The organism is Pseudomonas cavernicola (assembly GCF_003596405.1).
Lineage (GTDB): Bacteria > Pseudomonadota > Gammaproteobacteria > Pseudomonadales > Pseudomonadaceae > Aquipseudomonas > Aquipseudomonas cavernicola.
In genome coordinates, this window is the sequence record NZ_QYUR01000002.1 from 2264345 (window position 1) to 2278651 (window position 14307).

11 protein-coding genes are annotated in these 14307 nt (G+C 58.8%); 3 read left to right on the plus strand and 8 right to left on the minus strand.

Annotated features, from left to right (window positions below; all coding sequences use genetic code 11):
• The 5 genes from D3879_RS10875 to fadB form a co-directional block, all read right to left on the minus strand.
• Nucleotides 1–519 carry a DUF6586 family protein gene (locus tag D3879_RS10875; RefSeq protein WP_119954256.1) on the minus strand — a complete coding sequence of 173 codons (519 nt, stop codon included), beginning with the start codon at nucleotides 517–519 and terminating at the stop codon, nucleotides 1–3.
• Between the two features lie 76 nt (nucleotides 520–595).
• Nucleotides 596–3202, minus strand: a complete 2607-nt coding sequence (topA, locus tag D3879_RS10880; RefSeq protein WP_119954257.1) for a type I DNA topoisomerase — start codon at nucleotides 3200–3202, stop codon at nucleotides 596–598.
• 114 nt (nucleotides 3203–3316) lie between these two features.
• On the minus strand, nucleotides 3317–3553 hold the full coding sequence (locus D3879_RS10885; protein WP_119954258.1) for a DUF1653 domain-containing protein: 237 nt from the start codon (nucleotides 3551–3553) through the stop codon (nucleotides 3317–3319).
• 87 nt (nucleotides 3554–3640) lie between these two features.
• Nucleotides 3641–4816 carry an acetyl-CoA C-acyltransferase FadA gene (gene fadA, locus D3879_RS10890; RefSeq protein ID WP_119954259.1) on the minus strand — a complete coding sequence of 392 codons (1176 nt, stop codon included), beginning with the start codon at nucleotides 4814–4816 and terminating at the stop codon, nucleotides 3641–3643.
• Between the two features lie 29 nt (nucleotides 4817–4845).
• A complete protein-coding gene (gene fadB / locus D3879_RS10895) occupies nucleotides 4846–6993 on the minus strand; it encodes a fatty acid oxidation complex subunit alpha FadB (protein WP_119954260.1) in 2148 nt (715 codons plus the stop codon).
• A gap of 472 nt (nucleotides 6994–7465) precedes the next feature.
• Here fadB and D3879_RS10900 point away from each other — a divergent pair, with 472 nt between their 5' ends.
• Nucleotides 7466–8281, plus strand: coding sequence for a hypothetical protein (locus D3879_RS10900; protein WP_119954261.1), 816 nt, complete (start codon nucleotides 7466–7468; stop codon nucleotides 8279–8281).
• A gap of 98 nt (nucleotides 8282–8379) precedes the next feature.
• Here D3879_RS10900 and D3879_RS10905 read toward each other — a convergent pair whose 3' ends face one another.
• Nucleotides 8380–8817 carry a hypothetical protein gene (locus D3879_RS10905; RefSeq protein WP_119954262.1) on the minus strand — a complete coding sequence of 146 codons (438 nt, stop codon included), beginning with the start codon at nucleotides 8815–8817 and terminating at the stop codon, nucleotides 8380–8382.
• An 87-nt stretch (nucleotides 8818–8904) separates the two neighbouring features.
• On the opposite strand from D3879_RS10905, the gene D3879_RS10910 reads away from it, so the two are divergent.
• Nucleotides 8905–9345 (plus strand): universal stress protein, encoded by a 441-nt coding sequence (locus D3879_RS10910; protein ID WP_119954263.1) that lies wholly within the window; start codon nucleotides 8905–8907, stop codon nucleotides 9343–9345.
• Nucleotides 9346–9405: 60 nt separating this feature from the next.
• Here D3879_RS10910 and D3879_RS10915 read toward each other — a convergent pair whose 3' ends face one another.
• Complete coding sequence (locus D3879_RS10915) at nucleotides 9406–10092, minus strand: DUF6901 family protein (protein ID WP_119954264.1); 687 nt, start codon at nucleotides 10090–10092, stop codon at nucleotides 9406–9408.
• Between the two features lie 20 nt (nucleotides 10093–10112).
• Complete coding sequence (locus tag D3879_RS10920) at nucleotides 10113–12020, minus strand: ATP-binding cassette domain-containing protein (RefSeq protein ID WP_119954265.1); 1908 nt, start codon at nucleotides 12018–12020, stop codon at nucleotides 10113–10115.
• A 321-nt stretch (nucleotides 12021–12341) separates the two neighbouring features.
• Here D3879_RS10920 and D3879_RS10925 point away from each other — a divergent pair, with 321 nt between their 5' ends.
• Complete coding sequence (locus D3879_RS10925; RefSeq protein ID WP_119954266.1) at nucleotides 12342–14270, plus strand: transglycosylase SLT domain-containing protein; 1929 nt, start codon at nucleotides 12342–12344, stop codon at nucleotides 14268–14270.
• The last annotated feature ends 37 nt before the right edge of the window (nucleotides 14271–14307 follow it).

A 14307-nucleotide genomic window follows, 5' to 3' on the forward strand; every position in this document is an offset into this window, starting at 1 on the left:
TCAGCACTCGCTAAGCGACTCACGAAAACGCAGGGCCAGCACTTTGAGTTGCTGACGCCAGTCTTCCAGCAGTAGACGCGCTAGTGGTGGCTCGTCCTCATCCAAGCTGAGCGACTCGATCAAGGGTAGCGTCGGATCAACTTTCGCCTTTTTAGGCGCTTGTGGCGGCTGAAAGAGTGCCGCGTAGGCTGCCACCAGCTGGGCAAGCCAGGTTTCCGGCTGCTGTGCCAGTTCAACCAGCTCAGCCAGCTCAGGGCTCGGCGCTGCATCCAATACCGCTTTCGTCAGCACTAGCTCCACGCGTGGAACATTGATCTCCGCCAGCCGGTAATAGCCGGCGATTTCGTGGCACAGGCCCAACAATCCACCGTACAGGTGAAACAATGCAGCCTCGCGCTCGGCCTGAATCAGCGCCTGGGCGTTCATCGCACGCCCCTCTTCTGCTTGGCGCCAGGCTTCTAGGGCCAACCCAGCAAAATAGAGTTTTTGGTTGGTACGGGTATAAAGCTCATGGGCCATTGCGGTGCCCTCCACAGCAGATACGGTCAATATACGCGCGCTAGCGGAGGCCGGCGCGCGTTCTATCTGATTCCGCTCAGCGTTTGTCTTCGACCTTCCAGGCCCCGCCACCGTAGAATGCACGCCAGCCGGTAGGCTTACCGTCCACCTCGGTCTGTACATACTGTTCGCGAGTTTTCCGGCTGTAGCGAATCACCGCAGGACGCCCTTCCGGGTCTTTCTTCGGCGCCTCGATCAGGAAGTGATACTTCGGATCGATTTCGTCCTTGTGCGGAATCAGCTCCATTACCAGAGGCGCACGGGTCTCGCGGTTCTTCGGAAACTGGCTGGCGGCGAGAAACAGACCGGAAGCGCCATCCCGCAGGACGTAGGTGTCGTTAACCTTCTCGCACTTCAGCTCCGGCATCTTCACCGCATCCATCTTCGGCGGTGCCGGCTCGCCACTTTTCAGCAGCTTGCGGGTGTTCTTGCACTCAGCATTGGTACAACCGAAGAACTTGCCGAATCGACCGGTTTTCAGCTGCATCTGACTGCCGCACTTATCGCACTCAAGACTAGGCCCTTCATAGCCCTTGATGCGGTATTGGCCCTGCTCGATCTCATAGCCCGAGCAATCCGGGTTATTACCGCAGATATGCAGCTTGCGTGTCTCATCCAGCAGATAGGCGTCCATCGCAGTGCCGCACTTCTGACAGCGATGCTTGCCCAGCAGCACACGGGATTCGGATTCGCCTTCATCATCCGCAGCGATCTCATCGCCGGGGATCAGGTTGATGGTCGACTTGCAGCGCTCTTTCGGCGGCAGGCTGTAGCCCGAGCAGCCGAGGAATACGCCGGTCGAGGCGGTACGAATCATCATCGGCCGACCACATTCGCGGCAGGCGATATCGGTCGGCGTCGGCTGATTGGCACGCATGCCGTTGTCAGTTTCGGCAGCCACTTCGAGCTTTTTCTTGAAGTCGCCGTAGAACTCATCCAGTACGTGCTTCCAATCGCGCTCGCCCTGGGCCACATCGTCCAGATGCTCTTCCATGCCGGCAGTGAAGCCGTAGTCCATCAGATTGGAGAAGCTCTCGGACAGACGCTCGGTAACGATATCGCCCATTTTTTCCGAGTAAAAACGACGGTTGTGCAGCGCTACATACCCGCGCTCCTGAATCGTCGAGATGATCGCAGCGTAAGTGGATGGGCGGCCAATACCACGCTTCTCCATCTCCTTGACCAGGCTGGCTTCCGAGTAACGCGCTGGCGGCTTGGTAAAGTGCTGGCTCGGATCGAGCTTGAGCAACTTCAGCACTTCGCCTTCGCTCATGTCCGGCAGCACATCGTCATCACCGGGTTTGCTCAACTGCGGCAGCGCACGGGTATAGCCATCGAACTTGAGAATGCGGCCCTTGGCGCGCAATTCGAACTTGCTGGCAGCCACGCTGACGGTGGTCGACAGGTATTCCGCCGGCGGCATCTGGCAGGCGACGAACTGACGCCAGATCAGCTCATACAAACGCTCGGCATCACGCTCCATGCCGGACAACTGGGTCGGCTTGAGGTTGACGTCGGATGGGCGAATCGCCTCGTGCGCTTCCTGCGCACCTTCCTTGCTGCTGTATACATTCGGCTTGGCGGGCAGGTATTTCTTGCCGAACTCGCCTTCGATAAAGTCACGAACCATGCTCACGGCATCGGCCGAGAGGTTGGTTGAGTCGGTACGCATATAGGTGATGTAGCCAGCCTCATACAGACGCTGGGCCATCATCATCGTCTTCTTCACGCCAAAGCCGAGACGATTGCTCGCCGCCTGCTGCAAGGTGGAGGTGATGAAAGGTGCCGACGGCTTGCTGCTGGTCGGCTTATCTTCACGCTTGACGATGCTGTAGCTGGAGGCCTTGAGTTTCTCCAGCGCCGCCATAGCCTGCTGTTCATTAAGCGGCTTGAACGCCTCGCCATTCTCGCGCGCTACTTCAAAGCGGACATTGGCGCCTTTGGCGGTGCCGAGACTGGCGTGGATCTCCCAGTATTCTTCCGGGATGAAGGCACGAATTTCCCGCTCACGGTCGACTACCAGCTTCACCGCTACCGACTGCACACGGCCGGCGGACAGGCCGCGGGCGATTTTCGCCCACAGCAGCGGCGAGACCATGTAACCAACCACTCGGTCGAGGAAACGTCGCGCTTGTTGCGCGTTGACCCGGTTGATATCCAGCTCGCCCGGCTTGGAGAAGGCTTCCTGAATCGCCTTCTTGGTGATCTCGTTGAACACCACGCGCTTGTAACGGCTGTCGTCACCGCCGATAGCCTCGCGCAGGTGCCAGGCAATAGCCTCCCCTTCGCGGTCCAAGTCGGTTGCGAGATAGATGGTGTCGGCATCCTTGGCCAAGCGGCGCAGTTCTTCGACGACCTTTTCCTTGCCTGGAAGGATCTCGTACTTGGCTTTCCAGCCATGTTCGGGATCGACTCCCATGCGCGCGACCAACTGGCGCTTGGCTTTTTCCTTAGGTGACAGCACCGGCGCTTCAGCAGCAGTCTTGCCGCGCTTGACCGGTTCTTTGCTGGCACTAGCCGAACCGCTGGTAGGCAGGTCACGGATATGGCCGATGCTCGACTTCACCACGTACTGGTTACCCAAGTACTTGTTGATGGTCTTGGCCTTGGCCGGGGATTCCACGATGACCAGCGATTTGCCCATGGATCGGAAAGTTCCTGAATTCGAGTAGTGAAAGACGGGAGGCGCCTTTCGCGGCACCGCTATATATAGTGGTGACCGAGGTGAGGTCAAGCGCGCGGCAAGTTCGATGTCAACTCAAGGCTGTACGAAGAGGCTCGGTTCAGCCTGAATCAAAGCAAAGCGCAGCACGGCCTGCCCGTCCACCTCGACGGTTTCAAGGAACATGCTCAGCGGCCGCACCCACAGGCCGTAATCGCCGTAAAGGGCCTGATAAACCACGACCTGCTCTTCTGTCTCGGAATGACGAGCAACACCGAACACGCGGTACTCAGGGCCTTTGTAGTGACGATAGAGACCAGGTTGTAGCTGCATCATGTGGCTCCTGCTACTGCAAAATAAAAATACCGAACCAAAAACAAAAACCGGGGCACAAGGCCCCGGTTGCACATCGTCAAACGCTTAGATGCGTTCGAAGACAGTGGTGATGCCTTGGCCGAGCCCGACACACATAGTGGACACGCCGAAAGTACCACCATTCTGCTTCATCACATTCAGCAAGGTACCGGAGATACGCGCACCGGAGCAGCCGAACGGGTGACCCAGGGCGATCGCGCCGCCGTGCAGGTTAACCTTCTCGTTCATCTTGTCGAGCACTTTCAAATCCTTCAGCACTGGCAGGGCCTGTGCGGCGAAGGCTTCGTTCAGCTCGATGAAGTCGATGTCAGCCATGGTCAGACCAGCACGCTTCAGTGCTTTCTGCGTCGATGGTACTGGACCGTAACCCATGATTGCCGGGTCAACGCCCGCTACCGACATGGCACGGATCACGGCCATCGGCTGGATGCCGAGGTCCTGAGCGCGCTGTGCCGACATGACGATCATGCAGGAAGCACCGTCAGTGATCTGCGAGGAAGTACCTGCAGTCACGGTGCCGCCTTTGGGATTGAACGCAGGCTTCAGTGCAGCCAGGCTTTCCAGGGTGGTTTCCGGACGAATGGTTTCGTCGTAGTCGAACACTTTCAGGAAACCATTCTCGTCGTAGCCTTGCATCGGGATGATTTCATCCTTGAACTTGCCTTCGACGGTGGCCTTGTGCGCCAGGCGGTGCGAACGCTCACCGAACGCATCCTGCTGCTCACGGCTGATGCCATGCATCTTCCCGAGCATTTCAGCGGTCAGGCCCATCATGCCCGACGCCTTGGCGGCGTACAGGGACAGATGCGGGTTCGGATCGACACCGTGCATCATGCCGACGTGACCCATGTGCTCCACGCCACCGATGACGAACACGTCACCGTTGCCGGTCATGATTGCCTGCGCAGCAGTGTGCAGGGCGCTCATGGAGGAACCACACAGACGGCTGACGGTTTGGCCGGCACTGGTATGCGGGATCGGGGTCATCAGCGACGCCATGCGCGCAATGTTCCAACCTTGTTCCAGGGTCTGGTTAACGCAGCCCCAGATCACATCTTCCACTTCGGCCGGATCGACCTTGGGGTTGCGTGCCAGCACGCCAGTGATCAGTTGCGCTGACATGCTGTCGGCGCGGGTGTTGCGGTGCATGCCACCCTTGGAACGACCCATCGGGGTGCGACCGAAGTCGACAATCACCACGTCTCTTGGATTCAGGCTCATAAATTCACTCTCGCTCTATCGTTCCGCGCTTAACCGAAGAAGCTCTGGCCTTTAGCGGCCATCTCACGCAGCTTCGCGGTGGGGTGGTACAGCGCGCCCAGGTCGGCATACTTGTCGGCCAGGGCGACGAACTCGGCTACACCGATGGAATCGATGTAACGCAGCGCACCACCACGGAAGGGTGGGAAGCCGATGCCATAGATCAAGCCCATATCGGCTTCAGCTGCGGTTTCGACGATACCGTCTTCCAGGCAACGTACGGTTTCCAGGCACAGCGGGATCATCATGAAGTTGATGATGTCTTCATCAGTCACTTCACGCTGTTCGGTGATCACTGGCTTGAGCACTTCGTAGGCAACCGGGTCGGCCACTTTCTTCGGCTTGCCGCGCTTGTCCATCTCGTACGCATAGAAACCTTTGCCGTTCTTCTGGCCCAGACGGTTGGCTTCGTACATCACGTCAACGGCAGTACGACCTTCAACGGCCATACGATCCGGGAAACCTTCAGCCATCACGTCACGACCATGGTGGCCCGTGTCGATGCCAACCACGTCAGAGAGATAAGCCGGGCCCATCGGCCAGCCGAACTTCTCCATGACTTTGTCGATACGCACGAAGTCGACGCCAGCGCTGATCAGCTTGGAGAAGCCACCGAAGTACGGGAACAGTACGCGGTTGACCAAAAAGCCTGGGCAATCGTTGACCACGATCGGGCTCTTGCCCATTTTCTTGGCGTAAGCAACGGTGGTGGCAACCGCCACTTCGCTGGACTTCTCACCACGGATCACTTCCACCAACGGCATCATGTGCACCGGGTTGAAGAAGTGCATGCCGCAGAAGTTTTCCGGGCGTTTCAGCGCTTTGGCCAACAGGCTGATGGAGATGGTCGAGGTGTTGGAAGTCAGGATCGTATCTTCCTTCACCAAGCCTTCTACCTCGGCCAGGACGGCTTGCTTGACCTTCGGGTTCTCGACCACGGCTTCGACGACGATATCGACATTGCCGAAATCACCGTAGGACATGGTCGGACGGATAGCGTTGAGGGCTTCAGCCATCTTCGCAGGCGTCAGGCGGCCTTTGGCGACGCGGTTACCCAATAGCTTGGAGGCTTCGTTCAACCCCATCTGGATGCCGTCTTCACGGATATCCTTCATCAGGATCGGCGTACCCTTCACTGCGGACTGGTAGGCAATACCGCCGCCCATGATGCCAGCGCCGAGCACGGCCGCCAGTTTCACTTCTTTGGCGACTTCATCGTAACCCTTGGCCTTCTTTTTCAGTTCCTGATCGTTCAGGAACAGACCAACCAGGCTCTGCGAAGCGGACGTTTTCGCCAGTTTTACAAAACCAGTCGCTTCGGCTTCCAGGGCCTTTTCGCGGCCAAAGTTGGCAGCTTTCTGGATGGTCTTGATCGCCTCCACCGGAGCCGGATAGTTCGGGCCGGCCTGGCCTGCGACAAAACCTTTAGCGGTTTCGAAAGCCATCATTTGTTCGATGGCGTTGAGCTTGATTTTTTCCAGCTTCGGCTGACGCTTGGCTTTGAAATCCAGCTCGCCGGAGATGGCGCGCTTGACCAGATCCAGAGCAGCAGCTTGCAGCTTGCCAGCCGCAACCACCGCATCGACAGCACCTACTTTCAGAGCGTCAGCAGCATTGTTTTCTTTGCCGGAAGCGATCCACTCGATGGCGTTATCGGTACCGATAACACGCGGCAGACGCACGGTGCCGCCAAAGCCCGGGTAAATACCCAGTTTGACTTCTGGCAGGCCGATTTTGGCGCTGTCAGCGATGACGCGGTAATCCGCAGCCAGGCACATTTCAAAACCACCGCCCAGCGCGATGCCATTGATCGCTACAACGGTTGGCACGCCGAGGTCTTCAAAATCACTGAAGATCTTGTTGGCTTCGAGGTTACCGGCCACCAACTCTTCATCGGGCAACTTGAAGTTGTCGACGAACTCGGTGATATCGGCGCCGACGATAAACACGTCTTTGCCACTGGTGACGATCACGCCTTTGATCGAACCATCTGCCTTGATGGCGTCCACCGCCTGGCGCAGATCGGCCAGTGTGAGACGGTTGAACTTGTTGACGGACTCACCCTTGAGGTCGAAATTCAATTCGACGATGCCGCTCTCAAGAGCCTTAACCGTGATGGCTTTACCTTCGTAAATCATCAACTGATCTCCACGGTATGGAAGCTGAACAGTACACGTCGGACGCCAAGCAGCGGGCTCACCCGCAGCAGAACTGTCGAGGATAGCCTCAATCAGCCTGACACACCCGCCGACGCGATATTCGGGCTCTTATGAACAGTGCCGCACAAGGCAAACACTCGATTCATACGCCCGTTTGATTTGGGTGCGCACACCTTCGGGGAAAAGCGCTCGCTTGTCAATTGCGATGCTGCGCCCTGCCGCCCCACGATTAATCTCCGATCTCTGGGTTCAAAAGTGCCTCCGCAGGCGTTATAAACAGCGCCAATAACGCCCTATTCAGCAGACATTCAGCAGCGAATAAGGGTGATCCAGCGCACACCTAGCCAAATCTGCAAGCTCCGGGTACAGTCGTCTCAATACGGCGGATTAGACCGACCGTGACAAAAACAACAACAAATTAAAGCCCTCAACGGGCACCACGGAGTAACCCATGTCGAGCCGTTTGCTTGCCATTTCGCTTAGTGCCTTGCTCGCTGCCGCCCTTCCCGCTTCCACTGTCAATGCCGCCGCCCCGACTGACAACCTGCTGAAACTGCACCAATTGCGCCTGGCCGCACAAAAAAGCCTGGGCGACTTTTATATGTACAACAGCATGGAGGGCGATCAGCGCTATGCGCGGATGATTGAAGAGTCGTTGCAAGGCGCCAGTAGCCGCCTGAATGAGATCACGGAGATGCCGGGCGAAGCCTCAAAAGCCCTACGCGCGCAGCTCGGCCAGCAATGGAGCGATTATGCCGGCGAACTCAAAAGCCTCAGCAGCGCCCTGAAAACCCAGGGTTTCACCGACTTGCAGCCGGTTGCCGACCTGGCCACGCGCAACCAGCAGCTGATCGCATTGAGTAGCGAGCTGTACAGCAAGATTCAGCAGGAAAGCGGCCTCAATGTCCCACCGCTGACCCAGCAAAGTCGCGAACAGAGCCTGCTGATGCAGACCATCGCGGTGGACTACGCTTCACGTAGCGCCTCAGTCGGCGGGACTTTCTTCGGCGGTGGCGGTGAAAGTCAATCCATCGACCAACTGGTTAACGAGTTTGCCGGCAAACTGACTGGCATGGAGAGCGCACCGCAGAACACTCCGCAGATCCGCCAGTCGTTGAGCGGGATCAACACCAAGTGGCGCTATATCGAAAAATCGCTGAAGAATTACAACGAGAACTCAGTACCTTTCGTGATCAGCAAGTACTCGGACAGCATCATCGACGGCCTGGAAGGGGTTTCCGCACAATACGCGGCAGCCAAACTCTAAAACGGCTCCAAACAGCTCGCGGCCTCCCCGAATTGCTCTTTTCCGGCCTGCCTGGCCAATACCTAGCCCGGTGTCACTACCGGGCTTTTCTTTGTCTCTCAGGCCAGCGCCGTCAGCAACGCAGCAATCCGCTGCAAGGTTTCCGGTTCTCCGCGCTCGCCCCAGCACAAAGCAATCATCTGCTTACCCGCCTCAACCTTGAACACATCGGCCGGCAGGCTCGCCAAGTGTTCAGCCAATGCCGCATCGGCACAGGGTTCACGCCACTGATTGACCCATTGCCCGGGCGCCATCTGCCAATAACACCAACTGTCCATGTGCCCGGCCCGGCGTGCGCGGTGGTACTGCGGACACGGGCTGGGCGGCTCCTGCGGCAACCAATGTGGCCACTCCTGGCGCGACAACTGCATCGCCAAGCCCATGCGACGGGCAGCCATGCGCATGGCCATCTGCCCTTGCTGACGCCGCGAAGGCCGCAGCCAGGCCAGGGGGCTGAGCACAATCGCCATGAGCACTACCACGATCCACAACGTCATATGTTCTATCCCGTAGGCAAAAGTCTGCCGTCAGCGGCTAATGGCAGCCATACTTATGTTCATACGCCAATCTCAGGAGGAGTCACCATGTCCTACCAGCACATTCTGGTCGCCCTTGATCTGTCCGAAGAATGCGACCCGGTGATGCAGCGCGCCTATGCGTTGGCCACCAGTAGCCAAGCCAAGCTGTCCCTGGTGCATATCGTCGAGCCCATGGCCATGGCCTTTGGCGGCGACGTGCCGATGGACCTATCGACCCTCCAACAGCAGCAATTCGAACAGGCCCGTGAACGCCTGGATGGTTTTGCCAGGAAATACCCGGATCTGAGTACCGACCGCCGCCATCTGGTCTACGGCCAACCGCGCCAAGAGATTCACCGCCTCGCCGCGGAACAGGGCTGCGACTTGATCGTGGTCGGCAGTCACGGCCGCCACGGCCTGGCACTGCTGCTCGGTTCCACCGCCAACGATGTACTGCACGGCGCGCCCTGCGACGTCCTGGCCGTACGCCTGAAAAAACCGGAATAAGAAGAATCGAGACGAGGTCCACCGTGAGTAGATCCGTGAGTAGATCCTCTCTCGGTGGGCTTACTCCAGCATTTCACCGGTGCTCATCAGCAAGGGTCGAATTTTCTGCAGTTGCGTCTCCAACGAATAGGTCATGCTCGAGGACATGGAGAAGAAGGAGAGGAAGGCCTTGAGGTTCGAGTCGCCTTCACAGGTGTCGTGAATTCGTTGCCAAAAGGCCTGATTCACCAGTTGCAGCTGCTGGAACAGGCGCACCAAACCCTTCAACTCCCAGTCCGCATGCCGCCCTTCGCGGAAGTTGAAGTACTGCCGAGCCAAGTACAACGACACGGCCCGCAGGATAAACTCCTGGTTATTGGCGAATGGCAGATGGTTCTGCGCCATTGGCTTGAGCCTGCCCAACACCGGGCAGGCGCTGGTGGCCATGATCACCCCGAGCAGCGCGCGCAGCCCTTCTTCCAGCCCGGCCTGCTTGGTGTATTCCCGCTCGGGAGTTCGCACCCAGAACTGCGCCTTTTTAAAGGCTGGCAGACCATGAAAATCTTCGATCACCCGATGTAAATCCACCGCCGCCGGGCAATGGCTGAAATCTTCGCGCTTGAGCGGGCAGTTGCTGCACTGCTGATGCTCCAGGCGCGTCCAACTCGGCGCCGCGAGCGCCCGCTCACGGTCATAGTCACGATCCAGCTCGATCCGATAGCTGAACTCATGACTATCGTCGAGGGTAATGCGGTACTCGATAGCCATTCAGGTCTCCGACAGGCTAATTAGGCTTCCAGCTCGGCCCAGCGTTCCAGCAACTTATCCAACTCCTGCTGCAGGCCTTCCAGGCGCGCCAGGGCAGCATTCGCCTCGTCCTGCGGGCGTTGATAGAACGCTGGAGCGGCGATCTCGGCATTCAGGGCGGCGATTTTCACTTCCTGGGCATCGATCAGCGCAGGCAGACCTTCCAACTCGCGCTGCAGTTTGTAGCTGAGCTTCTTCTTGGCGGCCGGCGCTGCTTGCACCGGCACTTCGGCGGCCACCGGCGCAGCCGCAGCCTCTGCCTTGCTGGCTTTGTTCTCGCCGACGCCAAGCAGACGCGGCGAGCCGCCCTGACGCAGCCAATCCTGATAGCCGCCGACGTATTCGCGCACGCGCCCTTCGCCTTCAAAAACCAGGGTGCTGGTGACAACGTTGTCGAGGAACGCCCGGTCGTGGCTGACCATCAACACAGTGCCCTGGAAGGTCAACAGCACTTCTTCAAGCAACTCGAGGGTTTCCACGTCGAGGTCGTTGGTCGGTTCATCCAGCACCAGCAGGTTGGCCGGCTTGCTGAACAACTTGGCGAGCAGCAGACGCGCACGCTCGCCACCAGACAAAGCCTTGACTGGGGTACGCGCGCGCTGCGGGCTGAATAGGAAGTCGCCGAGATAGCTCAGGACATGCCGACTCTGGCCATCGATATCGATGAAGTCGCGGCCTTCGGCGACGTTGTCGATCACGGTTTTCTCCAGATCCAACTGATGGCGCAGTTGGTCGAAATAGGCAACATCCAGACGCGTGCCTACTTCGATGGTGCCGCTAGTCGGCTGCAAGTTTTCAAGCATCAATTTGAGCAAAGTGGTTTTGCCGGTACCGTTTGCACCGAGCAGGCCGATGCGATCCTGGCGCTGCAGGACCATCGAGAAATCCTTGATCAGCAATGGGCCGCCAGGATGGGCGAAGCTGACGTTCTCGAGCACCATGACTTGCTTACCGGATTTATCGGCAGTATCGAGCTGGATATTTGCCTTGCCCTGACGCTCGCGGCGCTGGCTGCGCTCGACGCGAAGCTCCTTAAGTGCGCGCACACGGCCTTCGTTACGCGTGCGGCGAGCCTTGATACCTTGGCGAATCCACACTTCTTCCTGCGCCAGACGCTTGTCGAACAGCGCGTTGGCGGTTTCTTCGGCGGCCAGTTGCTGCTCTTTGTGCACCAGGAAACTGGCGTAATCGCCGTTCCAGTCAATCAAGCCGCCGCGATCCAGTTCGAGGATGCGGGTGGCCAGGTTCTGCAGGAAGGAACGGTCGTGGGTGATGAATAGAACCGCACCCTGGAAGCCCAACAGTGCCTCTTCCAGCCAGGCAATCGCGCCGATATCCAGGTGGTTGGTCGGCTCGTCGAGCAGCAGCAGATCCGGTTCGGAAACCAGTGCCTGCGCCAGCAATACTCGGCGACGCCAGCCACCGGAGAGTTCGGCCAGGGTTTTGTCCGCCGGCAGCTGCAAGCGGCTCAGGGTGCTGTCGACCAACTGCTGCAAGCACCAGCCATCACGTGCCTCCAGGTCATGCTGCACGTGCATGAGCTTTTCGAGATCGGCATCGGTATGAATGTTCTGGCTGAGGTGATGGTATTGCGCAAGCAAGGCGCCGACACCGTCCAGGCCTTCGGCCACCACGTCGAATACCGTGCGCTCATCGGCGAGCGGCAGTTCCTGCGGCAACTCTCCGATTTTCAAACCCGGAGCGCGCCAGACCGAACCGTCGTCAGACTGTCGATCACCCTTGACCAGACGCAGCAGGCTGGATTTGCCCGTGCCGTTGCGGCCAATGATGCAAACCCTCTCGCCACGGGCAATTTGCCAGGACACCTTGTCCAAAAGCGGCATGGCGCCGTAGGCCAAGGAAACATCGGTGAACTTGAGCAGGGTCATGGGCGCCTCTAAGAATTACTGCGCGGGATCAGACGGTATGGTTATCAGGCTCGAACAGCTTATTCAGCGTGCGTGAACTGCGCTATGACGCCCGATTTCGCCGAGCTTGATCGTCGCTCGAAACATGTTTGGAGACACCCGTAGACATCTCCAAAACTGGGCGCGCATTCTACCGACTTGCACCAGAGCCTTGCTGGCCTTTTTTAATCAGACCAGCCAAACGGCGCGGCGCTTTCACCAGCACCGAGCAAAAGGCTAAGCTAGGCGCATTTGGCGTCGCTCAAACCCTCGCCCCTTTAGAATTTTCTGCTCGGAAGTGTCATGCGCGGTCGTCTGCTTAGCCTATTTTCCTGCCTAATTCTCTCTGCTGCCACCCTCAATGCAGCTGAGGCCGCCAGTCTCGCCCAGCAGCGTCAATATTATGATGAGGCAAAGCGCGCCCTGGCCAAGGGCGATACTGGCCCCTACCGGATGTATGCCAAAGCCCTCAGCGATTACCCGCTTGAACCCTATTTGGCCTATGACGAACTGACCGCTCGGCTGAAAACCGCCAGCAACGCGGAAATCGAGAAATTCCTCGCCGAGCACGGCGACTTGCCACAAGCCAATTGGATGAAGCTGCGCTGGCTGCGCTGGCTGGCTGAGCGCGGCGACTGGCAACCGTTTATCAATCACTATGATCCGAAGATGAATTTCACCGAGCTGGACTGCCTCTATGGCCAGTACCAACTCGGCCATGGCATGACTGCCGAAGGCTATGCCACCGCCGAAAAACTCTGGCTGGTAGGCAAATCACAGCCGGAGGCCTGCGAGCCGCTGTTCGACCGCTGGGCCGCAGCCGGCCAGTTGACTGAGACCAAGCGCTGGAAACGCGCGAAACTGGCCGCCGAGGCCCGCAACTATGGTTTGGCCAGTCATCTGGTGAAAACCCTGCCGACCCTCGCCAACCAAGGCCAGCTGCTGATTGACGTGGCACAGAAGCCACAGCTGCTGAAGCAGACCGCACGCTTCGTTCCCGCCAGCCAAACCATGGCTGACGTGGTCGGTCTGGGCCTGCGTCGCCTGGCCCGCCAAGACCCCGAAAAGGCCATCGCGCTGCTGGAGATCTACTCCAAACGCCTACCGTTCTCGGTCGAAGAGAAAGTCGCCATCGCCCGCGAAATTGGTCTGACCCTGGCCAAGCGCTTCGACAATCGCGCCTTGCCGATCATGACCCAGTACGACCCGGAGTTGCGCGACAACACGGTTTCCGAATGGCGGATGCGCCTGCTGCTGCGCCTCGGCCGCTGGGATGAGGCGTACCAGTTGACCCGCCGCCTGCCGCCGGAACTGGCCAACACCAACCGTTGGCGCTATTGGCAGGCGCGCAGCCTGCAACTGGCCCAACCCAACAGCCAGGAGCCGATCGGTCTCTACCAGCCGGTTTCCCGTGAGCGCGACTTTTATGGCTTTATGGCCGCCGACCAGATCAAGGCGCCCTATCAACTGAACAACAAGCCGCTGCTGCTGGACCCGAAACTCATCCAGAAGGTCCGCAACACCGCCGGTATTCGCCGCGCCCTGGAGTTCCATGCACGCGGGCAGATCGTCGACGGCCGTCGTGAGTGGTACTACGTTAGCCGCCTGTTCAGCCGCGATGAACTGGTGGCTCAGGCACGCCTGGCTTACGACATGGAATGGTATTTCCCGGCCATCCGCACCATCAGCCTGGCGCAGTACTGGGATGACTTGGATGTGCGCTTCCCGATGGCCCACCGCTCCACCCTGGTGCGCGAGGCCAAGGTCCGTGGCCTGCACTCCAGCTGGGTATTTGCCATTACCCGGCAGGAAAGTGCTTTTATGGCCGACGCCCGCTCTGGCGTTGGAGCCACCGGACTGATGCAACTGATGCCGGCAACTGCCAAGGAAACCGCGCGTAAATTCGGTATCCCACTCGCCTCTCCGCAGCAGGTGCTGAACCCAGATAAGAACATCCAGCTCGGCGCGGCCTACCTGAGCCAAGTGCATGGCCAGTTCAACGGCAACCGAGTGCTCGCCTCCGCGGCCTATAACGCCGGCCCCAGCCGCGTCCGGCAATGGCTGAAGGGCTCCGATCACCTGGCTTATGACGTTTGGGTTGAGACCATCCCGTTCGACGAAACCCGCCAATATGTGCAGAACGTGCTGTCCTACTCGGTGATCTACGGGCAGAAGCTCAACGCCCCGCAGCCGCTGGTGGACTGGCACGAACGCTTTTTCGACGATCAATAAGTAGGGTGGGTTAGGCCACTGGCCGTAACCCACCCTC